This is a genomic window from Streptacidiphilus jeojiensis (assembly GCF_042510965.1).
Taxonomy (GTDB): Bacteria; Actinomycetota; Actinomycetes; order Streptomycetales; family Streptomycetaceae; genus Streptacidiphilus; species Streptacidiphilus jeojiensis.
In genome coordinates, this window is sequence record NZ_JBEUKS010000015.1 from 1 (window position 1) to 25667 (window position 25667).

At 72.3% G+C, this 25667-nt stretch carries 21 protein-coding genes, 1 rRNA gene and 1 pseudogene; 13 read left to right on the plus strand and 10 right to left on the minus strand.

All coding sequences use genetic code 11. The features are described 5' to 3' along the window. The 3 genes and pseudogenes from rrf to ABUW04_RS32590 all read left to right on the plus strand — a co-directional run bounded on the left by rrf (position 1) and on the right by ABUW04_RS32590 (position 2621). A 5S ribosomal RNA gene (gene rrf / locus ABUW04_RS32580) occupies positions 1 to 116 on the plus strand. Between the two features lie 285 nt (positions 117 to 401). Further along, positions 402 to 1379 (plus strand): annotated as a pseudogene (locus ABUW04_RS32585) (hypothetical protein); the annotation flags it as partial. A 390-nt stretch (positions 1380 to 1769) separates the two neighbouring features. Beyond that, a complete protein-coding gene (locus ABUW04_RS32590) occupies positions 1770 to 2621 on the plus strand; it encodes a hypothetical protein (RefSeq protein WP_380568235.1) in 852 nt (283 codons plus the stop codon). A 78-nt stretch (positions 2622 to 2699) separates the two neighbouring features. Here ABUW04_RS32590 and ABUW04_RS32595 read toward each other — a convergent pair whose 3' ends face one another. Continuing rightward, positions 2700 to 3989 carry a DUF1015 family protein gene (locus tag ABUW04_RS32595; protein ID WP_380568236.1) on the minus strand — a complete coding sequence of 430 codons (1290 nt, stop codon included), beginning with the start codon at positions 3987 to 3989 and terminating at the stop codon, positions 2700 to 2702. Positions 3990 to 4118: 129 nt separating this feature from the next. On the opposite strand from ABUW04_RS32595, the gene ABUW04_RS32600 reads away from it, so the two are divergent. Both ABUW04_RS32600 and ABUW04_RS32605 read left to right on the plus strand, forming a co-directional pair. Beyond that, positions 4119 to 4595: a tetratricopeptide repeat protein gene (locus ABUW04_RS32600; RefSeq protein WP_037598048.1), complete on the plus strand. Its 477-nt coding sequence runs from the start codon at positions 4119 to 4121 to the stop codon at positions 4593 to 4595. A 14-nt stretch (positions 4596 to 4609) separates the two neighbouring features. Beyond that, positions 4610 to 5623, plus strand: coding sequence for an HAD-IIA family hydrolase (locus tag ABUW04_RS32605; protein ID WP_380568074.1), 1014 nt, complete (start codon positions 4610 to 4612; stop codon positions 5621 to 5623). 16 nt (positions 5624 to 5639) lie between these two features. Here ABUW04_RS32605 and ABUW04_RS32610 read toward each other — a convergent pair whose 3' ends face one another. Beyond that, positions 5640 to 5987, minus strand: coding sequence for an SCP2 sterol-binding domain-containing protein (locus ABUW04_RS32610; RefSeq protein ID WP_380568075.1), 348 nt, complete (start codon positions 5985 to 5987; stop codon positions 5640 to 5642). 151 nt (positions 5988 to 6138) lie between these two features. On the opposite strand from ABUW04_RS32610, the gene ABUW04_RS32615 reads away from it, so the two are divergent. The 3 genes from ABUW04_RS32615 to ABUW04_RS32625 are packed head-to-tail and all read left to right on the plus strand — an operon-like array spanning position 6139 to position 8201. Next, a complete protein-coding gene (locus ABUW04_RS32615) occupies positions 6139 to 7185 on the plus strand; it encodes a hypothetical protein (protein WP_380568076.1) in 1047 nt (348 codons plus the stop codon). After that, positions 7178 to 7381 (plus strand): hypothetical protein, encoded by a 204-nt coding sequence (locus tag ABUW04_RS32620; RefSeq protein WP_037598051.1) that lies wholly within the window; start codon positions 7178 to 7180, stop codon positions 7379 to 7381. Before ABUW04_RS32615 ends, ABUW04_RS32620 begins: the two co-directional genes overlap by 8 nt. A 7-nt stretch (positions 7382 to 7388) precedes the next feature. Further along, on the plus strand, positions 7389 to 8201 hold the full coding sequence (locus ABUW04_RS32625; protein WP_380568077.1) for a TlyA family RNA methyltransferase: 813 nt from the start codon (positions 7389 to 7391) through the stop codon (positions 8199 to 8201). Between the two features lie 27 nt (positions 8202 to 8228). Here ABUW04_RS32625 and ABUW04_RS32630 read toward each other — a convergent pair whose 3' ends face one another. The 6 genes from ABUW04_RS32630 to ABUW04_RS32650 form a co-directional block, all read right to left on the minus strand. After that, positions 8229 to 9446, minus strand: coding sequence for a glycosyltransferase (locus tag ABUW04_RS32630; RefSeq protein ID WP_380568078.1), 1218 nt, complete (start codon positions 9444 to 9446; stop codon positions 8229 to 8231). Positions 9447 to 9487: 41 nt separating this feature from the next. After that, positions 9488 to 11059 carry an ArnT family glycosyltransferase gene (locus ABUW04_RS32635; protein ID WP_380568079.1) on the minus strand — a complete coding sequence of 524 codons (1572 nt, stop codon included), beginning with the start codon at positions 11057 to 11059 and terminating at the stop codon, positions 9488 to 9490. A gap of 29 nt (positions 11060 to 11088) precedes the next feature. Further along, positions 11089 to 12333, minus strand: coding sequence for a glycosyltransferase (locus tag ABUW04_RS32640; protein ID WP_030265046.1), 1245 nt, complete (start codon positions 12331 to 12333; stop codon positions 11089 to 11091). A gap of 156 nt (positions 12334 to 12489) precedes the next feature. Then, positions 12490 to 13170, minus strand: coding sequence for an SCO family protein (locus ABUW04_RS32645; protein ID WP_380568080.1), 681 nt, complete (start codon positions 13168 to 13170; stop codon positions 12490 to 12492). After that, on the minus strand, positions 13142 to 13585 hold the full coding sequence (locus tag ABUW04_RS39735) for a hypothetical protein (protein WP_449341762.1): 444 nt from the start codon (positions 13583 to 13585) through the stop codon (positions 13142 to 13144). The genes ABUW04_RS32645 and ABUW04_RS39735 overlap by 29 nt, the downstream gene beginning before the upstream one ends. Continuing rightward, entirely contained in the window at positions 13582 to 15606 is a 2025-nt protein-coding gene (locus tag ABUW04_RS32650) for a galactose oxidase-like domain-containing protein (protein ID WP_449341763.1), read from the minus strand. The genes ABUW04_RS39735 and ABUW04_RS32650 overlap by 4 nt, the downstream gene beginning before the upstream one ends. A 373-nt stretch (positions 15607 to 15979) precedes the next feature. Between ABUW04_RS32650 and ABUW04_RS32655 the strand changes: the two genes are divergently transcribed. The 3 genes from ABUW04_RS32655 (at position 15980) to ABUW04_RS32665 (ending at position 20110) form a co-directional block, all read left to right on the plus strand. Continuing rightward, the gene (locus ABUW04_RS32655; RefSeq protein WP_030265056.1) at positions 15980 to 16876 is read left to right on the plus strand and encodes an NAD kinase; all 897 of its coding nucleotides are present in this window, start codon (positions 15980 to 15982) and stop codon (positions 16874 to 16876) included. A 203-nt stretch (positions 16877 to 17079) separates the two neighbouring features. Further along, complete coding sequence (gene recN, locus ABUW04_RS32660; RefSeq protein ID WP_380568237.1) at positions 17080 to 18789, plus strand: DNA repair protein RecN; 1710 nt, start codon at positions 17080 to 17082, stop codon at positions 18787 to 18789. Between the two features lie 181 nt (positions 18790 to 18970). Continuing rightward, the gene (locus tag ABUW04_RS32665; RefSeq protein ID WP_380568081.1) at positions 18971 to 20110 is read left to right on the plus strand and encodes a glycosyltransferase family 4 protein; all 1140 of its coding nucleotides are present in this window, start codon (positions 18971 to 18973) and stop codon (positions 20108 to 20110) included. A 58-nt stretch (positions 20111 to 20168) separates the two neighbouring features. Here the strand turns inward: ABUW04_RS32665 and ABUW04_RS32670 are convergent, their stop codons facing one another. Then, positions 20169 to 20843: an HAD-IA family hydrolase gene (locus tag ABUW04_RS32670; RefSeq protein WP_030265063.1), complete on the minus strand. Its 675-nt coding sequence runs from the start codon at positions 20841 to 20843 to the stop codon at positions 20169 to 20171. 52 nt (positions 20844 to 20895) lie between these two features. Continuing rightward, positions 20896 to 22809: a glycoside hydrolase family 15 protein gene (locus ABUW04_RS32675; protein ID WP_380568082.1), complete on the minus strand. Its 1914-nt coding sequence runs from the start codon at positions 22807 to 22809 to the stop codon at positions 20896 to 20898. 381 nt (positions 22810 to 23190) lie between these two features. Here ABUW04_RS32675 and ABUW04_RS32680 point away from each other — a divergent pair, with 381 nt between their 5' ends. Together ABUW04_RS32680 and ABUW04_RS32685 are read left to right on the plus strand one after the other, a co-directional pair. Beyond that, a complete protein-coding gene (locus tag ABUW04_RS32680) occupies positions 23191 to 24867 on the plus strand; it encodes a CTP synthase (protein ID WP_380568083.1) in 1677 nt (558 codons plus the stop codon). Between the two features lie 147 nt (positions 24868 to 25014). Next, positions 25015 to 25662 carry an NUDIX domain-containing protein gene (locus ABUW04_RS32685; protein ID WP_030265069.1) on the plus strand — a complete coding sequence of 216 codons (648 nt, stop codon included), beginning with the start codon at positions 25015 to 25017 and terminating at the stop codon, positions 25660 to 25662. The last annotated feature ends 5 nt before the right edge of the window (positions 25663 to 25667 follow it).

The following is a 25667-nucleotide window of genomic DNA, read 5'->3' on the forward strand; positions in this document are numbered from 1 at the left end:
TCGGTGGTCATAGCGTGAGGGAAACGCCCGGTAACATCCCGAACCCGGAAGCTAAGCCTCACAGCGCCGATGGTACTGCAGGGGGGACCCTGTGGGAGAGTAGGACGCCGCCGAACAATCATTCAGAGCCGCGGCCCCAGCGATTCGCTGGGGCCGCGGCTTTTTGTGTTTTTGCAGGATCGAATTGAACTGGCCGGTAGCCCGTGAGCGGGCACCTGCCGGGTGCGGGACAATGAGAGTCGGTGGGGTGCCTCGACGGTGGCCACCGGGATGTTGCTGGTAGATCAGAAGGAGTCAGGTCGATGTCGAACCCCCCTCAGGGACGCCCGGAGCGCCGTTCGGGTGACGGATCGCAGGGCACCGGGGGTGCGGGCGCCGGCCGGCGTGACTCCCGTGGCGGTAGCTACAACCGCGACAGCCGCGATGATCGCGGACCGCGTCGGGACGACCGTCCGTCCGGTGGCGGCTACAACCGCGACGACCGCGGCCCGCGCCGCGACGACCGGCCGGCCTCGTCCGGTGGTGGGTTCCGTCGGGATGACCGTCCCTCGGGCGGTGGGTTCAACCGTGACGATCGTCCCCGTGGTGGGGGCTTCAACCGTGACGATCGCGGCCCGCGCCGCGACGACCGACCGTCGTTCGGCGGCGGGTACCGTCGGGACGACCGCCCCTCCGGCGGTGGTTACAACCGCGACGACCGTCCCTCGGGCGGTGGCTTCAACCGCGACCGGGACGACCGTCCCCGTGGTGGGGGCTTCAACCGTGACGACCGTGGCCCGCGTCGCGATGACCGTCCGTCCGGTGGTGGGTTCAACCGGGACGACCGTCCGCGCAGCTTCAACCGCGATGACCGCGGCCCCCGTCGTGACGACCGACCCTCGGGCGGTGGGTTCAACCGGGACGACCGTCCCCGTGGTGGGGGCTTCAACCGTGACGACCGCGGCCCGCGTCGCGACGACCGTCCCTCGGGCGGTGGTTTCAACCGGGACGACCGTCCCCGTGGTGGGGGCTTCAACCGTGACGACCGTGGCCCGCGACGTGACGATCGCCCGTCCGGTGGTGGGTTCCGTCGTGATGACCGTCCCTCGGGCGGTGGCTTCAACCGTGATGACCGTCCCCGTGGCGGTGGGTTCAACCGTGACGACCGTGGGCCGCGTCGGGATGACCGTCCGTCCGGTGGTGGGTTCAACCGGGACGATCGTCCGCGCAGCTTCAACCGGGACGACCGCGGCCCCCGTCGTGACGACCGCCCCTCCGGCGGTGGCTACAGTCGCGACCGGGACGACCGTCCCCGTGGCGGTGGCTTCAACCGCGACGACCGCGGACCGCGACGTGACGATCGTCCGTCCGGTGGTGGGTTCCGTCGTGATGACCGTCCCTCCAGTGGTGGCTTCAACCGTGATGACCGTCCCCGTGGTGGCGGCTTCAATCGGGATGACCGTGGGCCGCGTCGGGATGACCGTCCGTCCGGTGGTGGGTTCAACCGGGACGATCGTCCGCGCAGCTTCAACCGGGACGACCGCGGCCCCCGTCGTGACGACCGCCCCTCCGGCGGTGGCTACAGCCGTGACCGGGACGACCGTCCCCGTGGCGGTGGCTTCAACCGCGATGACCGCGGACCGCGTCGGGACGACCGTGGGTCGTCCGGTGGTGGGCGGTTCGAGAACCGCGGGCATGGGGACGATCGGCGCAGTGAGCCGGTTCGGCGGCTGCCGATCGACGAGGACGTCACCGGGCAGGAGATCGACGGCGATGTCCGCCAGGAGCTGATGAGCCTGCCGAAGACGCTCGCCGAGGACGTGGCCAAGAACCTGGTCATGGTCGCGCGGCTGCTCGACAGCGAGCCGGAGGAGGCGTACGCGTACTCGCGCGTCGCCCTGCGGCTGGCGTCTCGGGTCGCGGCGGTGCGCGAGGCGGCCGGCTTCGCGTCCTACGTCACTGAGCGCTACTCGGAGGCGCTGACGGAGTTCCGTGCGTCTCGGCGGATGACCGGGTCGGCGGAGCTGTGGCCGGTCATGGCCGACTGCGAGCGCGGTCTCGGTCGGCCGGAGCGGGCGCTGGAGATGGCCGGCGCGCCCGAGGTGAAGCAGCTGGACAAGGCCGGGCAGATCGAGATGCGCCTGGTCGCCGCGGGTGCCCGCAGCGACATGGAGCAGTTCGACGCCGCCGTGGTGACGCTGGAGTGCCCCGAGCTCGGCTCGCACTCGGTGCAGCCCTGGACGGCCCGGCTGCGCTACGCCTACGCCGACGCGCTGATCGGCGCCGGGCGTGAGGACGAGGCTCGCGACTGGTTCGCCAAGGCGGTTGAGGCCGACCAGGACGGCAGCACCAACGCGGCCGAGCGCCTGGCGCAGCTGGACGGCATCGAGTTCGTCGACGCCCTCGACCCCGACGTCGAGGTGGACGACGAGGACGAGGACGACGAGGACGAGGACGACGAGGACGAGACCGGCATCGTCGTCGAGGTGGACGACGACGGCGACGCGGAGGACGACGCCGAGTTCGCCCAGGGCGACGGCGAGGACTACTACGAGGACGACGAGGAAGAGGACGAGGAGGAGGGCTTCAGTAGCCCGTCCGCCGAGCGTCCCTTCCTGGAGCCCGAGAGCGATCGGGACTGATCCACCGGCTGTGGCCCGGAACCAGGAGGTCTCTGGTTCCGGGCCACAGCCGTTCTCAGTTGACGGGCCTTCAGGCGCTCAGCGGACCAGCAGGCTGCGCAGGACCAGTCCGGTGGCCGGCTTGGGGCCGAAGGAGGTGGACTTCCTGGGCATGGTGACGCCCTGTTCGGCCAGCCGGCGGACCACTCCCTCGTCGACGGGGTGGAGCAGCACCGCGGTGCCCCCGCCGCGCTCGGCCTCGCGGACGGCGGCTGCGGTGTCGTGCAGGTAGCCGATGTGCTCGGGGGCGTCCGGGACGTGCCAGACCCGGTCCAGGAGCACCGAGTGCAGCACGGTGGCGTCCAGTCGGCGGTACTCCTCGGGGCGGTCGTCGGGGACCGCCGCGCGCAGCGTCTCCTCGTCCGGCCCGGTGACCAGGTGGAAGCCGCCGTCGCCGGCGAGGACGAAGGCGTTCAGCCCGGCTGCCTTGGCGTCGGCCAGGGCGGCGAGCGCGCCCTGCTGGGTGCCGTCCTCCACCAGGCCGACCGACCAGGCGCCGTCGAGGGCGGAGAGGGCCTTGTCCACCGGGAGCTGCCGCAGTACCCGGTGGATGGCGCGGACCCGCAGCGGGTAGCGGGCGGTGTCGACGAGCAGCACCAGGCCGCGGTCCCAGGGGCTGTTGGCGAGGTGCCGGTACTCGCCCTGGAGGCGCAGGTACATGGCCCAGCGGTGGTGGCCGTCGGCGATCAGGGCCCGGCAGGTGGCCAGGTCGGTGCTGACGGCGGCCAGGTCGGCCTCGGCGGTGACGGACCAGAGCCGGTGGGTGGTGCCGTCGAGGGTCGTGGTGGTCAGCAGCGGGGGGCCGGACGCGGCGCGTTCGACCACGTCGGCGGCGCTGCCGTCGCCGCGGTAGGTGAGCAGCAGCGGCTCCAGGTTGGCCTTGGTGGTGCGCATCAGGCCGACCCGGTCGGCGACCGGCTGCGGCATCACGTCCTCGTGCGGGAGCACCACTCCGGCGCCCGGCTCGCTGAGGGCCAGCGCGCCGATCAGGCCGCGCTGCAGGGTGCCGCTGCCCGGGTCGCCGTCCTCGGGCGGAGTGTGCTGCTCGTAGACGTAGAGGGCGGGCGCGCGGTCGGGGACGAGCACGCCCGTGCGCTGCCACTCGGTGAGCAGGCGGGCGGCCTGGCGGTAGCCGCTCTCGGCGGTCGGCTGCGGGCGGGGCAGGATCAGCCGGACGATGTTGTGCGGGTCGCCGGTCTCCAGGCGGAGGCGTCCGTCCGGGTCCACCACGTCGTAGGGCGGGGAGGTGACGGCGGCCAGGGAGCTGACCTTCTCCGGGTCGTAGCGCAGCCCCCGGAACGGGGCCAGCGACAGCCCGGCCGCGGCCACCCGTCCGGCATCACCCCAACCGCGGGCATCGTCGCCGGGGCGGAAATCTCCTGAGTCGTCTGCACTGACTGCTCTCACTCTGGGCATGTTAATCGGGTATGCCTGGTTGCCTGATCATCGGAGGGCGCGATGAGGGAACGTGCACGCAGTGACGAAGGTGCACCGAGCGGTGATGTCTACGAGTGGTTCCGGCGCGGCAGCGCCCTGCTGGCCGGGGGCCATCCGGGGGCCGCGCAGCAGTTGCTGAGCCGGGCCGCCGCGGCGGAGCCCGGCTCGGCGGCGATCCGGGAGTCGCTGGCCAGGGCCCAGTTCGACGCCGGTTCGTACGCCGCGGCGCTGGAGAGCTTCCGGGAGGTGGCGCTGGCGGATCCGTCCGACGACTACGCCCAGTTCGGCTGGGGGCTGGCGGCGGCCCGGACCGGGGACTTCGAGGAGTCGGCGGTGCACCTGGCGCTCGCGGTGGCGATGCGCCCGGAGGCCGCCCACTACCGGGCCGCGCTGCGCCAGACACGGGCGACGCTGAAGGCGCGGGCCGGCGGGTTCGGTACGGTCGGGGCAGAGCACGGGCAGGACCAGCAGGACCAAGAGCATCATCAGGACGAGTAGGAAGACACCGATCCATGTCTGAGCACGCAGACCAGCCGCTGTACCGGGCCTATGACACGGCCCTGCTGGACCTGGACGGAGTCGTCTACGCCGGGCCCCGGGCGATCGACCACGCGGTGGAGTCGCTCGCGGAGGCCCGTGCGGCCGGGATGCGGCTGGCCTATGTGACCAACAACGCCTCGCGCACGCCCAAGGCCGTCGCCGAGCACCTGACCGAGCTGGGCGTCGCCGCCGAGCCGGAGGACGTGATCACCTCGGCGCAGGCGGCGGCCCGGGTCGTTGCCGGGAAGGTGCCGGCCGGCGCGGCGGTGCTGGTCGTCGGCGGCGAGGGGTTGCTGGAGGCGGTGCGGGAGCACGGGCTGCGCCCGGTGCGCTCGCTGGACGACGGCCCGGCCGCGGTGGTGCAGGGCTATGACGCGACGGTGGGCTGGCAGCAGCTGGCCGAGGCCTCCTACGCGGTCGCCAGCGGCCTGCCGTGGGTGGCCTCCAACACCGACCTGACCATCCCGACCGCGCGCGGCACCGCGCCGGGCAACGGCACGCTGGTCGCGGCCGTGCGGACGGCGACCGGGGTGGAGCCGGAGGTGGCCGGCAAGCCGCTGCCGCCGATGCACCGGGAGACGGTGATCCGCACCGGGGCGAAGCGGCCGCTGGTGGTGGGGGACCGGCTCGACACCGACATCGAGGGCGCCTACAACGGCGGTGTCGACAGCCTGCTGGTGTTCACCGGCGTCAGCAGGCCCGAGGAGCTGCCGGAGGCCCCGGCGAAGTACCGTCCGACCTATCTGGCGGCGGACCTGCGCGGGCTGCTGCGGGTGCAGCCCGAGCTCAGCGCCGGGGACGGCGGTTCGTACCGCTGCGGCGGCTGGACGGTGGAGCTGCGGGACGGTGCCCTGGTCCTCGCCGAGCGCGGGGAGGACCGCTACGACGGGCTGCGGGCGCTGTGCGCGGCGGCCTGGGCGGCGGCGGACGCACCCGGCGGGTCGACCCCGAAGTGGCGCGAGGCGCTGGCCTCGCTGGGTCTCTGAGGCCGGTCGGGGACGCCTAGAGCAGCTTGCGGAGCTGGAGCAGGTCGCGGATGCCCGCCTCCAGCTTGACCCGGCCGGTGGCCCAGGCCGAGGCGAAGTTCAGCTTGCCGTCGACCAGGGCGACCAGGTCGTCGCCGGACATCGACAGCCGGATCTGGGCCCGCTCGGCCGGACGGCCGGGGGCCTCGGTCACCTCGGTGATGCTGCCGTCCCGCAGCCGCCCCGAGAAGGTGAGGTCCAGGTCGGTGATCCAGCAGGTCAGCGAGCGGTCCAGGGACGCGGCGGTGCGGACGTCGCCTTCGGCCTTGCCGAGGTTGCGGCTGAGCTGGTCCAGTGCCGCGCGGCACTCGGCGGGGGTGGCCATGGTGCGCTGTGCTCCTGAGGTGCGGGATGGGTGCTGGGTGCGTCCGACGCTACCGCAGCCCGGGGCGCGCTGAGTGCGCGACGGGGGACGGCCAGGCGGTAGCGTCGGTGCAGGGCCTGTCGAGTGCGTGGGTGTGGAGGAGGAGTGCCGGATGCGCGACGTGGTGCGTGATTGCCTGAAGGCTGCGGCGGGGGCTGCCACCGGGGTCGTCGGCGTGGCCGAGGAGGTCCGGCGCAGGGCCGAGGGGGCCGCCCGGGAACTGGTGGAGCTGAGCGGGGTGCGTCCGGAGCAGTTGCTGGAACGGGCGCCCGAGCCGGTGCAGCTGGTGGTCGGCGTGGTGCGCTCGGAGGCCGACAAGGTGTGGAGCCGCCTCGGTGACGGGGTGGTCCAGGTGGGTGTGGTCCTGGAGTTCCTGGAACAGCAGGTCCGGCACCTGCAGGGCGGGGAGGACGCGCCCGCGGCGGAGCCCGAGGAGCCGGAGGAGGAGCCGCGGGTCGCGCGGCCGCGCGCCGAGCAGGCATTCCCGGCACCCCGGCGGAAGTCGGGCTCGGTGCGACCGGTGCGGGTGATCGTCGACGAGGACCTCCCGGCGGACGACGACGCCGCGGCGGCTGCGGCGCGCAGGCGCGCGGCCGTGCCGGGGATGAAGAAGACGGCCGCGCGGAAGGCGGCGGTCGCCGCCGAGGCAGCGGCGGCGCCGGCCAGGACCCCCGCGGCGCGGAAGGCCCCCGCTGGGAAGCCGGCCGAGGCGGCTGCCGGCACGGCGGTGACGGAGCCGGCACCGGTGGCGAAGGCGCCCGCGAAGAAGGTCGCAGCGAAGAAGGCCACGGCCCAGCCCACCGTGGTGGAGAAGACCCCGGCGAAGGAGCCCGCGGCGGAGGACGTACCCGCGAAGCGGTCTGCGGCGAAGCGGGTGGCGGCGAAGAAGACCGTGGCTGAGGGCGTGTCGGCGACGAGTGGTGCCGCGAAGGGGAGCGCGGTGAAGCGGGCTCCGGCGAAGAAGGCCCCGGCGGTGCGGAAGTCGGCGACTGAGCCGGCCGCGACTGAGCAGACCCCGGCAAAGAAGGCTGTGGCGAAGAAGGCCGTCGCCAAGAAGACCCCGGCGAAGCGGACCACTGCGGCGAAGAAGGCCACCGCCGGCGCGGTGGGCTCGTCCGCGAAGCGGGTGGCGCCGAAGGCGCAGGCGGGCGATGAGTGAGTCCCGGGAGCCGGTGCTGGAGACCGGGCACGACGCAGTCGACTCCGCGCTGGCGCGGCTCGCGGAGTTGGACGGGGTGCCGACGGAGGCGCATGCCGGGGTCTACGAGAGCGTGCACCGGACGCTTCGTGACACCCTGAACGCGCTGGACGCCGAGCCGCACCCGCTCGGCACCGATTCGAACCGCAGGAGCTGAACCGCACGTGGCAGTCGCACGACGCCGTCTGGACGCAGAGCTGGTCCGCCGCAAGCTGGCCCGGTCGCGGGAGCACGCCAGCGAGCTGATCGCCGCGGGGCGGGTCTCCGTGGGCGGGACGACGGCGACCAAGCCGGCCACCCAGGTGGAGACCGCTGCGGCGGTGGTGGTGGCGAAGGACGACAACGACCCCGACTACGTCTCCCGGGGCGGCCACAAGCTGGCCGGCGCGCTGGAGGTGTTCCGGCCCGAGGGGTTGGTCGTCGAGGGCCGCCGCTGCCTGGACGCCGGCGCGTCCACCGGCGGGTTCACCGATGTGCTGCTGCGCGCCGGGGTGGACCGGGTGCTGGCGGTGGACGTCGGCTACGGCCAGCTGGCCTGGTCGCTGCAGAGCGACGACCGGGTGACCGTGATGGACCGGACCAACGTCCGGGAGCTGACCCTGGATCAGCTCGACGGGGTGCCGGTGGACCTGGTGGTGAGCGATCTGTCGTTCATCCCGCTAGGGCTGGTGCTGCCCGCGCTGGCGCGCTGCACCGCGCCGGAGGGCGATCTGGTGCTGATGGTGAAGCCGCAGTTCGAAGTGGGCAAGGAGCGGCTGGGCAGCGGCGGGGTGGTCCGCAGTCCGCAGCTGCGCCAGGAGATGATCGAGAAGGTGGCCGGGCAGGGCGCCGAGGTGGGGCTCGGCGTGCGCGGGGTGACCGCGAGCCCGCTGCCCGGGCCCTCCGGCAATGTCGAGTACTTCCTGTGGTTCCGCCGGGACGCCCCGCCCCTGGACCCGGCGGATGCCCGCCGGGCCGTGGAGCAGGGCCCCCAGTAGCCCGTCAGCCGGTGAGTGGCCGACCGGTCACTCGGCGGTGGCCAGGTCGGGCACGGGCAGCGGTGCGGAGGCGGCCGCCGGGGTGCGCGGGGCCTCGCGGTGCGGGACGTAGATGGACCGCTCGGCGATCAGGAAGCGCACCGCGAACGAGGCCACCAGGGTCAGCGCGGTCGCCCAGAGCACGCCCATGCCCAGGCCGCTGACCAGCAGCGCCAGCAGCGGGATGCGCAGCAGCAGGTCGGCGTTGCCGAGCGCCCAGAACCTGGCCGTGCGGCTGGCCCAGTGCCGGTGCCGCCGGCTGCGGAAGACGGTGGCCTCCAGCAGGGCGAAGTTCCAGGCCAGCGCCGCCTGGTTGGCCAGTACTTCGGCCGGCAGGTAGTGCATGTGAGCCTGGGTCAGCAGGTGCAGCAGACCCAGGTTGGGCAGCACTCCGCTGAGGCCGATCAGGCCGAAGGCGAGGGCCCGGCCGCCCGGGGTGGAGAACCGCAGCCCGGTGAGGTGCCGCAGGAAGCGCAGGCCCTCGCGCAGCGAGGACTTGGACTCCCCGGCGAAGCGTTCGCCGAAGTGGTACGGCACCTCGGCGACCCGGCGCGGCCGGGACCTGACCGCGAGCTCCAGCAGGATCTTGTAGCCCAGCGGCCGCAGTTCGGCGGGGTCCACGGCTGCGGTGCGCAGCGCGAAGAAGCCGCTCATCGGGTCGCTGATGCCCTGCAGTTCCAGCGGGAAGACCCCCTTGGCCAGCAGGGTCGAGGCGCCGGACACCACCAGCCGGTAGCGGTCGGCCAGGCCCTGCCTGCTGCCGCCTTCCAGGTAGCGGCTGGCCACCACCAGGTCGGCGCGTTCCCGGCGGCCGGTGGCGACCAGCTCCGGGACCAGGTTCGGCGGGTGCTGCAGGTCGGCGTCCATCACCACGGCCCAGTCGCCGCCGCCGTCGCAGACCTGGCGCAGGCCGGCCACGATGGCGCCGCCCAGCCCGCCCTCGGGGACGTCGCGGTGCAGCACGGTGATGGGCAGCGGGCAGTCGTCGGCGGCCGCGGTGAGCAACTGCGCGGTGTCGTCGCTGCCGTCGTCGACGAACAGCAACCGCGGTACCGGGGCGTCCTGCGGCCGGTCGGCCGGGAGCAGCGCGGCGACCAGGCGGCGCAGCAGCTCGGGGACGTTCTCGCGTTCGTTGTAGGTCGGGATGAGCACGGTGAAGGCGGGGGTGCCGGCGGCGCCGGGGGTGTGCGAGGTCTCGGAGGTCATGGGATGGACCCTTCTGGCGTTCTGTCAGGAGGCTGGGCCGATCAGGAAGACTTGTCGATCTTTCGGATCTGGATCAGGTTCGTCCCGCTGCCGAAGGAGGCGATGACGGTGGAGTGCGTGAGCGCTTGCTCCACGGTGGGCAGGCTGTTGGGGTCCTGCCGGAGGGTGGGGGTGGAGACGATGTAGTCCAGGCTGCGCCAGCCCTTGGGGAAGCCGTGGGCGACAGCGGGGTCGAGGTCGACCTTGTAGAACCAGATGACGCCGGTGCCGGGCTTGAAGCCGTCGTGGACCAGGTCCAGCCACATCGCGTCGTCCACCACGATCCGGGTGCGGGCCGGGTCGGGGATGTCCGCGCGGATCCACTGGACGGCGCGGTCGTACTGGGCGTTGGCGTCGGCGGTGACGGCGGTGCGGTCGCCCTCGTACCAGTGCGGGACGACGTATCCGGCGGCGAGGACGGCGACCGCGCCGACCGCCGCCCAGCGCACCGGGCGCAGGCCGACCCGGGGGAAGGCGTGCAGTCCGGTGCGGACCAGGACCTGGGCGGTGGCGGCGATGCACAGGGCCAGGAACGGCAGCACCTGGATGATGTACATGGCCGGCAGGTAGCCCGCGTCGGGGCGCACCGCCACGGCCGTGAACAGCAGTACGGCGCAGGCCACGGCGCGCAGTTGGCGGGAGGCGACCATCGCGACGGCAGCCGCCAGCCCGGCCACGATCAGCACGTGGTCGTAGTAGAGCCAGGAGTTGAGGGTCTGGTTGGAGCCGGTCCCCGAGGTCAGCAGTGACCCGGATCCGGCCCGGCCGAGCTGGAAGGCGATGCCGCCCCACAGCGAGACATGGCCGGTGCCCGGCAGCAGCTCGTTCTTGAGCAGTGCGTACAGCGGGTACTGGGCGACGGTGAGGGCGAACGCGGAGCCGAAGCCGACCAGCGAGAACTTCCGGGTGGTGCGGTCGCTGCGCTGCCAGAGCAGCAGCACCAGCGCCGGCAGCGCCACCAGCATGGTCTCCTTGGAGAGCACCGCGGCGCCGGCGGCCAGGCCCGAGCTGATGTGGTGCCACAGGTGCCGGCGCGGTGAGGCGGCCAGGACCAGCGCGGCCAGCATCCAGAGCACCGCGAAGTTGTCCAGGAACAGCTCCCGCTGCAGGCCCACCGACAGCGGCGACAGGCCGAACAGCAGCACCCCGAGCCCGGCCGCCCAGCGGGCCAGCCCGAGCCGCCGGGCCAGCACGAACAGCAGCAGGCAGCAGGCGGCGGTGACCGGGATCATCACCACCCGCATCTCCGCGGTGAACAGGTGCGCCGGGGAGCTGAAGAGGGCCGGGAGCCAGGACAGCATGGCGATCTGGATCCAGCCGAGCGGTGGATGGTCGTACCAGTAGGTGTAGGGGGCCAGGCCGTGCCAGTGCTGGACCGACCAGGCCTGGGCCAGGTAGGTGCCCTCGTCGTCGCTGACGGTGGGGTAGCCGGTGATGTTCCAGGCCTGGACGATCAGGACCGGCAGGGTGACCGCGAGCGCGGTCCACAGGTCCCGGCGCCGCCGGGAGGGTGCCGCGGGGGCCGGGGCCTCGGTGGTGGCTGCGCCGGCGAGGGTGTCCAGAACGGTGGTCATGGAACCTTCCTCTCTTCTCTGGGGTGCTGCTACGCGCCCTCGGTGAGGTGTGCGCCGACGTGCCGGGTGAGCTCCCAGCCGCGCTGCCCGCGGCCCTCGCGCCAGACCGCGCGCAGTGCCGCGGCGGCCAGCACGACCTGGTAGAAGGGGCCTCCGACGATCAACTTGACGTAGTGCCAGGGCCGCACCCGCAGCCCGTACTGCAGGCCGAAGTCGTGCAGGGCCACCGCCTCGAAGGCGAAGGTCGCCAGGGTCGGCACCACCGGCAGGAAGGAGGCCAGTGCCACCGAGACCCGCAGGTGCCCGAAGAGGGCGAGTGCCACGTCCAGGGGGATGACCACGCCCGAGAAGGCCTGCAGGAAGGGGGTGCTGAGGGTCCATCGGGCCAGCAGCCGCTGGCGCACGGTGGGCAGCTGCTTCCAGTCCTTCTTGCGGTAGACCTGGAGGAACCCCTGGTTCCAGCGGGTGCGCTGGCGCAGCAGCCCGTAGAGGGTGTCCGGGGTCTCCTCGCGGGTGACCATCGCCGAGTCGTAGGCGACCACCACCTTGGCGCCCTGCGAGGAGAGCCGCACGCCCAGGTCGCAGTCCTCGGCCAGGCACTGCTCGTCCCAGCCGCCGGCCTGGCGCAGCACCTCGGTGCGGACGAACACGGTGTTGCCGCCGAGCGGGATGAAGCCGCGGCTGGCGTGCAGGTGCAGCCGGCTGCGGAACCAGAAGAAGTACTCCAGGCAGTTGCGCAGGCTGTACCAGCTGGAGTGGAAGTTGATCAGCTGGACCCCGCCCTGCACCACGTCGGCGTCGCCGCGGAAGGCGTGGTCGACGTGGGAGAGCAGGTCGGGGTGGACGTGGTCCTCGGCGTCGAAGACCCCGACGACGCGGCCGCGGCAGTGCGGCAGCGCCGAGTTGAGGGCCTTGGGCTTGTTCTTGACGGCGTGGGTGTCGGTGACCACCCGGACCTGCTCGGGGTGCTCCTCGGCGAGGCGGGCGGCCACCTCGGCGGTCTCCGGGTCGTCGTGGCCGACGATCACCAGGATCTCGTAGTCGGGGTAGTCGGTCTCCAGCAGCCGTTCGATGGTGTGCCGGAGCACTTCCTGCTCGTGCCGGGCCGGGACGAGCAGCGAGAAGGAGAGGCTGTGCGCGCCGTCGCTGGGGACGAAGCGGGTGCCTTCGAGTATTTCGGGTGTGCGCCAGGCGTGCAGCATCCACCAGAGTGTCAGCGCGGACATGCAGAAAAGCGTGGCGGACACCAGCAGCATAAAGATGGAACTGACCATTCACTTCCCCCCGGAGTGGTAATGCGTCAGTGCGGTGTTTCGAATTCCGGATTTCCCGGTACTACCAGTAGAGCGCAGTCGGAGCAGCAACGGCGGCGGAAAGCAGGGCTTTTACGGACCGGCTACCGGGCCGAAATATCCACTAATGGATTCAAGTCATCCGGCCAGCACATTCAGGTCATGGACGATGTCGGCGACGGTGGTCGTCGGGCTCCAGACGAAGCGGGCGGTGCCGTCCGGGCCGAAGACCAGCGTCTGGGTGCCGTGCTCGACGGTGCGGGTCCCGGCCGCGTCCTTGCTCGGCGGCTGGGCGGGGACGCCCAGCGAGAGGGCGTCCCGGTCCACCACGGCGACCGGTCCGCTGAGGCCGACGAAGCCGGTGTCGAAGTCGTCCAGCCAGCTGCGCAGCACCGCAGGGGTGTCGTGGGCCGGGTCCAGAGTCACGAAGAGCGTGGTGACCCGGGCCCGGACCGCCGCCGGGAGCCGCCGCAGGGCGGCGGCGATGTCGGCCATGGTGGTGGGGCACTCGTCGGGGCAGGCGGTGTAGCCGAAGAAGAGGGTGACGATCCGTCCGGCCGCGCGGGTGCTGGGCCGGTAGGGCTTGCCGCCGGTGTCGGTGAGCTGGAAGGACGGCAGCGCCACGGTCGGTTCGATCCGGGTGCCGTAGTAGGGCCAGGCGCCGCTGGGCGCGGCCGGTGCGGTGGCCACGGCGATCGGGCCGCCCGCTGCCGCCTGCTGACGCACCGTCGGCGCAGCCGTGGCCGCGCAGGCGGTGAGCAGGGCGCAGCCGGCGGCGAGGGCCAGGCCCTCACGCAGGTGTGCGGTCGCCGCTGCCACAGGCCGTCCCGTCCTTGTTGCTGTCGAGGTGCTGACGGTCCTTGCCGTAGACCTTCAGCGGGCCGAAGCCGTGTGCCGTCAGCCAGTCGCAGCGGGCGGCGGTGGTGGCGCCCTGGATGCTCCAGGGCACGCACTGGTTGGTGGTGCCGTAGTCGTGGTCGCAGCCGTCGACGTTGGCCGGGACCGGGACCCTGGACGGGCCGCTCCGGTTGGGGATCACCCGGCCGCCGCTGCCGCCCGGTTGCGGGACGTGGACGGCCGGCGGCCCGGATGTCAGCGGGACGGCCAGGTGCCGGACCCGGTGCCCGTCGGCGGAGGCGCCGTCGGCGGCCTGGAGTCCCAGCAGGATCGTGGTCGCGGCGGCCAGGGCGCCGCCGGCGAGCAGGGCGCGGGTGCGCACGTTTCGGGTCGTCATGTCAGATGCACCCAGGTGGCTACGGAGGGAACCCCGTTGGCGTCGGTGACGAAGAGCATGTACCAGCCGGGCGGGGCGAGGTTGGGGTTGCTGGTGACGTTGAGGCTCAGGGTGTTGCCGTTGGCGGTGACCGGCAGGGCGACGTAGCGCTGGTTGGGGTCGGAGGAGTGGGTGACCGCGGCGGGCCGGATCAGTTCGGCGGTGCCGACGGTCCGGTCGACGGTGACGGTCTGGGTGGAGCCGTAGTGCCACTCGGTCGAGCCGACGGAGGTGATCTGCGGCCGGGCCCCGTCGAACAGGTAGGGCGGCGAGTAGACCGAGACCCGCATGTCGAAGCTGCCGTCGCCGGGGTTGTTGCCGATCGCCATGACCCGGCCGTCGGGCAGCAGGAAGGCCGAGGAGTGGTAGGTGCGCGGCACCTGGTCGGCGGCGACCGGGGTGAAGGTGTTGGCGATCGGGTCGTACATCGACGCCTCGTAGACCGGGTCCTCGCGGTCGTGCAGGCCGCCGCCGGTCTCCAGCACCTTGCCGTTGGGCAGCACCACCAGCGAGACGTACATCTTGCCCTGGGTGCCGGTCTCGGTCGCGCCGCCGGTGACGGTCCCCTGCGGCAGTTGCGGCCCGGCGGTGTAGGTCGGGGTGGCTGCGGAGAGGTTGATCAGGTCGGTGTCCCGGTTGGCGTCGACGTTGGTGCTGACGTTGCCGCCGCCGACGGTCAGCACCTCCTGGTTCTGCGCCGGCGGCAGCAGCACCGACATCGACTGGTCCCGGTTGTCCTTGTCCTGCAGCCCGCTGACCGAGGTGATCGTGTTGGTCGTGTAGTTGTACAGGTCGGAGCCGGTGCCGGAGATGTTGTTCCCGAAGACGTGGCTGCCGGTGTAGAAGAGCGTGCCGTCCTGACGGAGGATCATCGCCGGGTACAGGCCCCAGTACGACCAGGTCTGGTTGACCTGGTTCAGCGGCAGCCAGGAGTTGCTCGCGGCGGAGAAGTACTCGGCGGTCACCGAGCCGGTGGAGTCGGCCTTGAGCCCGCCGAAGGCGAGCACGTCGCCGTTGCCCAGTTCGGTGGCCGAGGGGTACCAGTGGCCGTCGTTGAGGTTGTTGACCTTGACGTAGGTGTTGGTGTCCGGGTCGAACAGGTACGAGGAGTTGAGGCCCTCGTAGCCGTGGCTGCCGTCGGCGGCGGGGTAGGCGGCGTTGCCGCCCAGGATCAGCACGTCGCCGTTGGCGAGCTGGACGTGGCCGGAGCAGAACATGTCCGAGGGGGTGGGGATGACCTGGAAGGTCTCGGCCACCGGGTCGTAGACGGCGGAGGTGAAGGTGCCGGCCGCGAAGGCGTTGGGGTCGTTGCCGGAGCCGGCCACCATCAGGATCTTGCCGTTCTTCAGCAGCACCACGTGGATGGAGCGGACCGGCGAGTTGAACGGCAGCGTCTGCCAGACCCCGGCGGTGCAGGCGGTGCCGGCGCTGCAGCCGGTACCGGTCACGGCGGCGGTCGCGTCGTACATGGTGTAGTCGTCGGTGACCAGGGTGCCGACGCCGTAGATGGACACGCCCCAGGTCACCATGTCGGTATTGGCCGGGATCGCCGGGGTCTCCACGCTGGTCTGCGCGTAGGTCGCGGACACCGGCAGGGTCTTCAGGTCGGTCCAGTACTGCCAGCCGTTCTGGGTGTCGTGCCGGAACATGGTGACCACCGAGTCCGGTGTGCTGGTCATGTAGTCCAGGCCGAGCAGGTACTGGTGTCCGGGGGTGACCGCCGGGGCGCAGGAGCTGTTCTCGGTCATCATCGCCTTGCGGTCGCCGGTGCCGGCGGCGGTCATGGTGATCTGCATGGCGTGGCTGCCGGTGTTGGACTGGCTGCTGACCGAGAAGGCCGCGGTGTTGCTGCCCCAACCGGACTGCTCCCAGCAGACCGGCCAGTTTCCGGAGCCCAGCTGCTCGAATCCGGGATTCACCACCAGATTGGCCGAGGCGTGCGCCGGCCTGGCATTCGCCAGACCGAGTGCGAGCACCAGCACGAGAACCGAGAGCAGCCCGGTCAGTATGCGTTCGGGTGAACGGGAAAAACGGGAATGGCGGCGCAACTCGACCATACGAGCCCCCCCGGGCCTGGAAAACGGGATCCCCCTCGGTTCCCATGGGAAGCGTAGGGCAGCGGAATTGATCGGGAGCTCGGGTGCGACGTTTCTACTCCGGGAATTAACACACGGGTTACAGCGGGATTCGCCGGAGTGAACGGCAGTCCACCGGAGGGGCTCCTGGGGCTGGGCTTCCGGGTGCGCCGGAGCGCAGAAGGTAAGGTCGGAGCACTGCACTTGACCGCGACTTGCCCGCATCAGAGGGGGAGCGCCGACCGGGCCGAGGACGTCCCGTCCGGCGCCGGAGGTTCAGATGAGCGACCGTACCGTCTTCCTGCTCGCGCACACCGGCCGCGAGGAGGCCCTGCAGAGCGTCGAGTGCCTGGTGGAGGGGCTTTCCAAGGCCGGCATCAAGCTGCGGGTACTGGCCGAGGAGGCGCCCGACATGGGCTACCCGGCGCAGGTGGAGACGGTGGCGGTCGGTCCGGGTGCGGCCAGGGGCTGCGAGCTGGTGCTGGTGCTCGGCGGCGACGGCACGCTGCTGCGCGGCGCCGAACTGTCCCGGGAGTCTGGGGTGCCGATGCTCGGGGTGAACCTCGGGCGGGTGGGCTTCCTGGCCGAGGTGGAGCGCGACGACCTGCAGAAGGTGGTCGAGCGGGTGGTGGACAGCGACTACGAGGTCGAGGAGCGGATGACCCTGGACGTGGTCGTTCGAACGGACGGCCGGGTGGTGCACACCGACTGGGCGCTCAACGAGGCCTCCGTCGAGAAGGCATCCCGCGAACGCATGATCGAGGTGGTGACCGAGGTGGACGGGCGCCCGGTGTCCACCTTCGGCTGCGACGGGGTGGTCTGCGCGACGCCCACCGGATCGACCGCCTACGCCTTCTCGGCCGGCGGCCCGGTGGTGTGGCCGGAGGTCGAGGCGCTGCTGATGGTGCCGATCAGCGCCCATGCGCTGTTCGCCAAGCCGCTGGTGACCTCGCCGCACTCGGTGCTGGCCGTCGAGGTGCAGGCGAAGACGCCCAACGGGGTGCTGTGGTGCGACGGGCGGCGCACCGTGGAGCTGCCGGCCGGGGCCCGGGTGGAGGTCCGCAGGGGCGCGATCCCGGTCCGGCTGGCCCGGCTGCACCGGGCCCCCTTCACCGACCGGCTGGTCGCCAAGTTCGCACTGCCGGTGACGGGTTGGCGCGGAGCGGCGCAGCGCTGAGGCCCAAGGGCGGGTGAACGGGGCGGTCCCCGCTTCGCTCGGACGGGTCAGGCCACTAGGCTCAGGGCAACCCGTCATGGGGTCGTGATACGGACGTGGACGGGAGCGCGGGCTCCCCAGGATTTCCCCCAGAGGGGCCAGTGAGCGCTCACCGAGAGGACAAGGTGCAGGTCAACGGCGTAGAGCGCCCCCGTCTGGAGGAGATGCGGATACGGGCGCTGGGCGTGATCGAGGACGCTGTGGTCGAGCTGTCGCCCGGATTCACCGTGGTGACCGGTGAGACCGGGGCGGGCAAGACCATGGTGGTCACCAGCCTGGGGCTGCTGCTCGGCGGCAAGGCCGACCCGGCCCTGGTGCGCAACGGCGCCGAGCGGGCCGTGGTGGAGGGGCGGGTCGCCGACGCGGTCGGCTCCCCGGCCGCGCAGCGCGCTGCCGAGGCGGGCGCCGAGCTCGACGACGGCGCGCTGCTGATCAGCCGTACCGTCTCCGCGGAGGGGCGTTCGCGGGCGCACGTCGGCGGGCGTTCGGTGCCGATGAGCCTGCTGGCCTCGCTGGGCGAGGACCTGATCGCGGTGCACGGCCAGACCGACCAGCAGCGGCTGCTGCAGCCGGCCCGGCAGCGCGGCGCGCTGGACCGCTACGCCGGCGACCCGGTGGCGCTGCCGCTGGTGGAGTACCAGACCGCCTTCCGCAGGCTGCGCGAGGTGACCGCGCGGCTGGAGGAGCTGACCACCCGGGTCAGGGAGCGGGCCCAGGAGGCCGACCTGCTGCGCTTCGGCCTGGACGAGGTCGCCGCGGCGGAGCCGCTGGCCGGCGAGGACCTGGAGCTGGCGGCGGAGTCCGAGCGGCTCGGTCACGCCGACGCGCTGTCCTCCGCGGCCAACCAGGCGCACGCGGCGCTGGCCGGCGAGCCCTCCGACCCGGACGCGGTGGACGCCGGGACCCTGCTGGCGCAGGCCCGGCGGGCGATGGAGTCGGTGCGCCACCACGACCCCAGGCTGGCGGCGCTGGCCGACCGGCTGGGCGAGGTCGGCTACCTGCTCGGCGACATCGCCGGCGACCTGGCCGGCTACGCGGACGACCTGGACGCGGACCCGGCCCGGCTGGCCGCGGTGGAGGAGCGCCGCGCGGTGCTGGCGCACCTGGTGCGCAAGTACGCCGGAGCCGCGGGCGGCGCCGAGGGCGGTCTCGCCGAGGTGCTGGAGTGGGCCGAGACGGCCGCCGAGCGGCTCACCGAGCTGGACGGCGACGACGACACCATCGGCGCCCTGGAGGAGGAGCAGGAGCAGCTCCGGGGCACCGTCTCCGAGCTCGCCGGGCAGCTCACCGCCGCCCGCAGGGCCGCGGCGGAGGACTTCGCCAAGGCCGTAACCGCCGAGCTGACCGAGCTCGCCATGCCGCACGCCCGGGTCAGTTTCGGGATCACCCCCGCCGCCGACTTCGGCCCCTACGGTGTGGACGAGGTGGAGGTGCTGCTGGCGCCGCACCCCGGTGCCCCGCCGCGTCCCATCGCCAAGGGCGCGTCCGGCGGTGAGCTGTCCCGGGTGATGCTGGCGGTCGAGGTGGTGTTCGCCGGGGCGGACCCGGTGCCGACCTACCTGTTCGACGAGGTCGACGCCGGCGTCGGCGGCAAGGCCGCGGTCGAGGTGGGCCGGCGGCTGGCCAGGCTGGCACGGACCTCGCAGGTCATCGTGGTCACCCATCTGCCGCAGGTGGCGGCCTTCGCGGACCGGCACCTGGTGGTGGAGAAGACCGTCGACGGCACGGTCACCCGCAGCGGCGTCACCACCCTCAGCGATGTGGAACGGGTCCGGGAGCTGTCCCGGATGCTGGCCGGTCTCGAGGACTCCGAGCTCGGCCGGGCACATGCGGAGGAACTGCTGGCGGCCGCCCGCACCGCGGCCGCCGACTAGCCGGAGGCCGTTCGGCGACACGCCGCCGAACGGGTGAGCAACGGGGCGTGACCACGGCTGCAGCGCCGCTGCCGACTGTCCAAGACCCCTTCCGAGCTGGCATCGTGGTGCCGCGACAGCCCGCCCGCCGACCTCTGTCCCACCGCCGACCCATCCGACCGAGCAGGAGACGACGCTGACCGTGGAGCACACCTCTGCAGCCCACACCGGCCAACTGCACGCCGTCCTGGTACTGGCGGGCAGTTCAGGCGGCATCGGCGCGCATGTGCGCTCCCTGGCCCAGGGGCTCAGCGCGCACGGCCTGGAGGTCACCGTGTGCGGGCCGGCCGAGACCGACGAGCTCTACGGCTTCTCCGGCTCGGGGGCGCGTTTCCAGCCGGTCGAGATCACGCCCACCCCGGGGCCCCGTACCGACGCCGCCGCGGTGGGCGAGCTGCGGCGGGCCTTCGCCCGGGCCTCGCTGGTGCACGCGCACGGGCTGCGGGCCGCGCTGCTGTCGGACCTGGCGCTGCGGACGGCGCGGGCCGGGACCCCGCTGGTGGTCACCTCGCACCACGCCAACCTCGCCACCGGGGTGGAGCGCAGGCTGCTGCGGCTGATGGAGCGTCGGGTCGCCAAGAACGCGGACCTGATCCTCGGCGCCTCCTCCGATCTGGTGGCCCGGGCCCGGAGTCTGGGCGCGGCCGACGCCAGGCTCGGCCCGGTGGCCGCGCCGCCGCTTCCGGTGGCGGCCGCGGAGCGCGGGCGGGAGGCGGTCCGCAAGGAACTGCTGGGCAGCAAGGACCGGGTCGACCGTCCAGTGGTCCTGGCGGTGGGACGGCTGGTCCCGCAGAAGAACTTCCACCTGCTGCTGGACGCCGCCTCGGGGTGGCGCGGCGGCGAGGAGCCGCTGCTGCTGATCGCCGGGGACGGGCCCGAGCAGGGGGCGCTGCGGGCGCGGATCAAGTCCGAGAAGCTGCGGGCCAGGCTGCTGGGCCGGCGCTCGGACGTGCGGGAGCTGCTGCTGGCGGCGGACCTGGTGGTGATCTCCTCGCGCTGGGAGGCCCGGTCGCTGGTGGCCCAGGAGGCGTTGCGGGCGGGGGTGCCTCTCGTCGCGACGGCGGTGGGGGGACTTCCCGAGCTGGTGGGGGACGCGGCGGTGCTGGTCCCTCCGGGGGATCCAACGGCTCTGGCGGCGGCCGTGTCGGCGGTGCTGGCGGACGAGGGACGGCGGGCTGAGCTGGCGGCCGCGGGGCCGGTGCAGGCGGAGACGTGGCCGGATGAGGCGGCTACGGTGGCTCAGGTGTTGAGCGTGTACGACGAGCTGACGGGGGAGCGGTAGGCGGTTCGGTCTGCGTTGGTGGGTGGTTGGCAGCGCAGTTCCCCGCGCCCCTTTTGTCTCAGGGGGTGATCGTCACGGTGAGGGTGCCGGAGTCGTTGGTGCTGACCTGGATCTGGGTGAGGTCGGTGACGGTGACGGTCGCGCCGTAGGCGGTGGTGGCGGGGCCGACGCCGATGACGCGCATGCCGGCGGCGAGGCCGGCGCGGGTGCCGGCCTCGGAGTCCTCGAAGACGATGCACTCGCGCGGGTCGATGCCGAGCAGTTCGGCGCCGAGCAGGAAGCCCTCGGGGTCCGGCTTGCTGCGGGTGACGTGCTCGGCGGTGACGGCCACGGCCGGGACGGGCAGTCCTGCGGCGCCCATCCGGGCCCGGGCCAGGGCGTCGTCGGCCGAGGTGACCAGTGCGTGCGGGAGGCCGGTCAGCGAGGCGAGCAGGGCCGGGGCGCCGCCGATCGGGACCACGCCCTCGGTGTCGGCGGTCTCCCGGGCCAGCATCTCGGCGTTCTCGGCGTGGTTGACCTCCATCGGCCGGTCCGGCAGCAGGATCGCCATGCTGGCGAAGCCCTGGCGCCCGTGGACCACCTCCAGCACCCGGTCGCCGTCCAGGCCCTGCTTGGCGGCCCAGGCCCGCCACACCCGCTCCACCGCCGGACCGGAGTCGACCAGGGTCCCGTCCATGTCGAGCAGCAGGGCACGGGCGGTCAGGACCACAGTCGCGGCGGTGGTGGCAGGCATGGCACTCCTTTGCGGAAACGACTTTGTTCCACGAGTATACAAAGGAGGAGGGCTACCTCGCGGGCAGTCCGCCGACTGCGTTCAGCCGCAGTGCGGTGTCGATCAGCGGGACGTGGCTGAAGGCCTGCGGGAAGTTGCCGACCTGCCGCTGCAGCCGCGGGTCCCACTCCTCGGCGAGCAGCCCCACGTCGTTGCGGATCGCCAGCAGCCGCTCGAACAGGTCGCGGGCCTCGCCGACCCTGCCGATCATCGCCAGGTCGTCGGCCAGCCAGAACGAGCAGGCCAGGAACGCGCCCTCGTCGCCGGGCAGGCCGTCCAGGCCCTCGAGGCCGCCGCTGGTGGGGTAGCGCAGCACGAAGCCGTCGGGGGTGAGCAGCTCGCGCTGGATCGCCTCGATGGTGCCGATGACCCGCTTGTCGTCCGGCGGCAGGAAGCCGACCTGCGGGATCAGCAGCAGTGAGGCGTCCAGCTCCTTGGAGCCGTAGGACTGGGTGAAGGTGTTGCGCTCCCGGTCGAAGCCGTTCTCGCAGACGTCGTAGTGGATGTCGTCGCGCAGCTGGCGCCAGCGCTCCAGCGGGCCCTCGTGCGGGGTCTCCTCGAGCATCCGGATGGTGCGGTCCACCGCGACCCAGGCCATCACCTTGGAGTGGACGAAGTGCCGGCGCGGGCCGCGCACCTCCCAGATGCCCTCGTCCGGTTCGCTCCAGTGCTGCTCCAGGTAGCTGATCAGGCGCAGCTGCAGCAGGTGGGCGTGGTCGTTGCGGACCAGGCCGGTCATGTGGGCCAGGTGCAGCGCCTCGACCACCTCGCCGTAGACGTCCAGCTGGAGCTGTTCGGCGGCGGTGTTGCCGATCCGGACCGGGGTGGAGCCCTCGTAGCCGGGCAGCCAGTCCAGCGAGGCCTCGGTGAGCTCCCGCTCGCCCGCGATCCCGTACATGATCTGCAGGTTCTCCGGGTCGCCGGCGACCGCCCTGAGCAGCCACTCGCGCCAGGCGCGGGCCTCGTCGCGGTAGCCGGTGCGCAGCAGCGAGGACAGCGTGATGGTGGCGTCGCGCAGCCAGGTGTAGCGGTAGTCCCAGTTGCGGACGCCGCCGATGTCCTCCGGCAGCGAGGTGGTGGGGGCGGCCACGATGCCGCCGGTGGGGGCGTAGGTGAGGGCCTTGAGGGTGATCAGCGAGCGGACCACGGCCTCCCGGTAGGGGCCCTGGTAGGTGCAGTGGGAGACCCAGTCCTGCCAGAACTCCTCGGTGGTGGCCAGTGCCTCCTCGGCGTCCGGCTGGTCCGGGGCGCCCAGGTGCGAGGGCTGCCAGGTGAGCGCGAAGGCGATGCGCTGGCCCGCCGCGACGGTGAAGTCGGCGTAGGTGGTCAGGTTGCGGCCGTAGGTCTCGGCCTCGCCGTCCAGCCACACCGAGTCGGGTCCGGCGACGGCCACGGTGCGGACGGTGTCGCCGTCCTCCACCTTGTGCACCCAGGGGACCACCCGGCCGTAGGAGAAGCGCATCCGCAGCGCCGAGCGCATCCGCACCCGGCCGCTGACCCCCTCGACGATGCGGATCATCTGCGGGACCGCGCCGCGTTCGGGGAGCCCGCGCGGCGGCATGAAGTCGATCACCCGGACGGTGCCGCGCGGGGTGTCCCACTCCTGCTCCAGGACCAGCGAGTCGCCGCGGTAGCGGCGCCGGGTGGCCGGCGCGGCGGGGGCGGCCGCGGTCGGCGGCAGCACCCGGAACTCGCCGCTCTCGGTGAAGTCGGGGATGCCCTTGGGTGCGGCCGTCTGCGGCTGCCCGATCGGGTCGGCCGGGCCGATCCGCCAGAAGCCGTGCTCGTCGGTGCCGAGCAGGCCGGCGAAGGCGGCGGGGGAGTCGAAGCGGGGCAGGCACAGCCAGTCGACCGAACCGTCCCGGCTGATGAGGGCGGCGGTCTGCATGTCGCCGATGAGGGCGTAGTCCTCGATACGAGCGGCCACGTGGATCTCCAGTTCGCGAGATGAACTCGGCAGCGCTGATGCGGGGGAAAGGGAGGCTCAAGGGGTGGAAGCGCCCGGATCTGCCGTCGATCCGTCAGGTGCTGTGGTGCTCCTGGGATCTGTGGGGTTCCTGCTGCAGGAACGCGTCCGTGCAGGATACGACGCCGACCGGGGTGGGTGTGAACACCGTGATCACGGCGCGCCGCCGGAGAGGCCGAGGAACGCGATCAAGCCACGGCGCTGATAGGCTGGTACTCCGTGGACTGGTGCTAAGCACCGCCGCCAACCCGCCCCTCAGCGACCCTGGTTTCCCAGTGTCCCCGGGGGCGGTACGCAGGGTCCGGTCGACACCTGCGAAGACGCAACCACGGGAGCCCCCTCTTGGCACAGCCCCATTCGGCCAGTTCCGGTCGGAACAACTCGACGACCAAGCACCTCTTCGTCACCGGGGGCGTCGCCTCCTCGCTCGGCAAGGGGCTCACCGCCTCCAGCCTCGGGGCTCTGCTGAAGGCCCGCGGACTGCGGGTCACCATGCAGAAGCTGGACCCGTACCTCAACGTCGACCCCGGCACCATGAACCCGTTCCAGCACGGCGAGGTCTTCGTCACCGACGACGGCGCCGAGACGGACCTGGACATCGGCCACTACGAGCGGTTCCTGGACACCAACCTGCACGGCTCGGCCAACGTCACCACCGGGCAGGTGTACTCCACCGTCATCGCCAAGGAGCGCCGCGGCGAGTACCTGGGCGACACCGTGCAGGTCATCCCGCACATCACCAACGAGATCAAGTCCCGGATCCGCCGGATGGCGACCGAGGACGTCGACGTGGTGATCACCGAGGTCGGCGGCACCGTCGGCGACATCGAGTCGCTGCCCTTCCTGGAGGCCGTCCGCCAGGTCCGGCACGAGGTCGGCCGGGACAACGTCTTCTTCGTGCACGTCTCGCTGCTGCCCTACATCGGCCCCTCCGGCGAGCTCAAGACCAAGCCGACCCAGCACTCGGTCGCCGCGCTGCGCAACATCGGCATCCAGCCCGACGCGATCGTGCTGCGCGCCGACCGCGAGGTGCCGCAGGCCATCAAGCGCAAGATCTCGCTGATGTGCGACGTCGACGAGGAGGCCGTGGTCGCGGCGATCGACGCCAAGTCGATCTACGACATCCCCAAGGTGCTGCACAGCGAGGGGCTGGACGCCTACGTGGTGCGCCGGCTCGACCTGGCCTTCCGCGATGTCGACTGGACCGTCTGGGACGACCTGCTGCGCCGGGTGCACGAGCCCGAGCACGTGGTGAAGGTCGCGCTGGTGGGCAAGTACATCGACCTGCCGGACGCCTACCTGTCGGTGACCGAGGCGCTGCGGGCCGGCGGATTCGCCAACAAGGCCAAGGTCGAGATCAAGTGGGTCACCTCCGACGACTGCCGGACCCCGGAGGGCGCCGAGGAGCAGCTCGGCGACGTGGACGCGATCTGCATCCCGGGTGGCTTCGGGGACCGCGGGGTGGACGGCAAGGTCGCCGCGATCACCTACGGCCGGGAGAACCGGATCCCGCTGCTTGGCCTGTGCCTGGGCCTGCAGTGCGTGGTCATCGAGGCCGCGCGCAACCTGGCCGGGCTGGCCGACGCCAACTCCACCGAGTTCGACCCGGCGGCGCAGAACCCGGTGATCTCGACCATGGCCGAGCAGCTGGAGATCGTCGACGGCAAGGGCGACCTGGGCGGCACGATGCGGCTGGGGCTGTACCCGGCGAAGCTCGCCGAGGGGTCCATCGTCCGCGAGGTGTACGGCGACGAGCCGTACGTCGAGGAGCGGCACCGGCACCGCTACGAGGTCAACAACTCGTACCGCGGCGAGCTGGAGAAGGCCGGGCTGGTCTTCTCGGGGCTGTCGCCCAAGGGCGACCTGGTGGAGTACGTGGAGTACCCGCGCGACGTGCACCCGTACCTGGTCGCGACCCAGGCCCACCCTGAGCTCAAGTCCCGCCCCACGCGCCCGCACCCGCTGTTCGCGGGGCTGGTCGCGGCAGCAGTGAAGCGTCAGGCCAACGACGGCGAGTAAGCACCACCAGGGGCGCGGGGAACTGCGCGACCAGCCCTCTACGGAGGTGCATGGTTGGCAGCGCCTGCTTTTCATCGAGCAGAGCCCCGCGCCCCTTTCTGGTTGCATGGCTCAGGAAAGTCCGAAAAGCAACGGTGGAGGGTGGCTATGCGGCGGGAGCCGGTTGTGGACAGTCCGGAGGAGTGGCCGGTGACGGCCTCGCGGCTGTCGTTCCACGGGAAGGTCTGGGACATCAGGACCGACGACGTCGTGATGCCCGACGGCGCCACCGCCGCACGGGACTACCAGCAGCACCCCGGTGCAGTGGGGGTGCTGGCCATCGACGAGGAGCGCCGGGTCCTGCTGGTGCGGCAGTACCGGCACCCGGTGCGGCACCGGCTGTGGGAGCTGCCGGCCGGCCTGCTGGACGTGCCGGGCGAGAACCCGCTGCACGCCGCCCAGCGGGAACTGTACGAGGAGGCGCACACCAAGGCCGGCGAGTGGCGGACGCTGATCGACTTCTACAGCTCGCCCGGCGGCTCCTCGGAGGCCCTGCGGATCTTCCTGGCCCGGGACCTGGCCGAGGCGGACGGCGAGCGCTTCCAGGCCGAGCACGAGGAGCTGGACCTCCAGGTCGACCGGATCGACCTGGACGAGCTGGTGCGGCTGGTCCTCGCCGGCGACCTGCACAACGGCGCGCTGGTGTCCTCGGTGCTCGCGGCCAAGGTCGCGCTGGACAGCGATGTGTTCGGGGAGGCCGGCCGGTACGGCCTGCGACCCGCCGAAGCCCCTTGGCCGGCGCGCCCGTTCGAGTGATCGGC

Excerpts from the sequence above, each read along its gene's own strand:
- ABUW04_RS32615 (WP_380568076.1), top strand. The coding sequence starts at position 6,139 with ATGCGCGACGTGGTGCGTGATTGCCTGAAGGCTGCGGCGGGGGCTGCC.
- ABUW04_RS32600 (WP_037598048.1), top strand. The coding sequence starts at position 4,119 with ATGAGGGAACGTGCACGCAGTGACGAAGGTGCACCGAGCGGTGATGTC.
- ABUW04_RS32655 (WP_030265056.1), top strand. The coding sequence starts at position 15,980 with ATGAGCGACCGTACCGTCTTCCTGCTCGCGCACACCGGCCGCGAGGAG.
- ABUW04_RS32635 (WP_380568079.1), bottom strand. The coding sequence starts at position 11,059 with ATGACCACCGTTCTGGACACCCTCGCCGGCGCAGCCACCACCGAGGCC.
- ABUW04_RS32685 (WP_030265069.1), top strand. The coding sequence starts at position 25,015 with ATGCGGCGGGAGCCGGTTGTGGACAGTCCGGAGGAGTGGCCGGTGACG.
- ABUW04_RS32670 (WP_030265063.1), bottom strand. The coding sequence starts at position 20,843 with ATGCCTGCCACCACCGCCGCGACTGTGGTCCTGACCGCCCGTGCCCTG.
- ABUW04_RS32630 (WP_380568078.1), bottom strand. The coding sequence starts at position 9,446 with ATGACCTCCGAGACCTCGCACACCCCCGGCGCCGCCGGCACCCCCGCC.
- ABUW04_RS39735 (WP_449341762.1), bottom strand. The coding sequence starts at position 13,585 with ATGACGACCCGAAACGTGCGCACCCGCGCCCTGCTCGCCGGCGGCGCC.
- ABUW04_RS32620 (WP_037598051.1), top strand. The coding sequence starts at position 7,178 with ATGAGTGAGTCCCGGGAGCCGGTGCTGGAGACCGGGCACGACGCAGTC.
- recN (WP_380568237.1), top strand. The coding sequence starts at position 17,080 with ATGCGGATACGGGCGCTGGGCGTGATCGAGGACGCTGTGGTCGAGCTG.
- ABUW04_RS32590 (WP_380568235.1), top strand. The coding sequence starts at position 1,770 with ATGAGCCTGCCGAAGACGCTCGCCGAGGACGTGGCCAAGAACCTGGTC.
- ABUW04_RS32640 (WP_030265046.1), bottom strand. The coding sequence starts at position 12,333 with ATGGTCAGTTCCATCTTTATGCTGCTGGTGTCCGCCACGCTTTTCTGC.
- ABUW04_RS32610 (WP_380568075.1), bottom strand. The coding sequence starts at position 5,987 with ATGGCCACCCCCGCCGAGTGCCGCGCGGCACTGGACCAGCTCAGCCGC.
- ABUW04_RS32605 (WP_380568074.1), top strand. The coding sequence starts at position 4,610 with ATGTCTGAGCACGCAGACCAGCCGCTGTACCGGGCCTATGACACGGCC.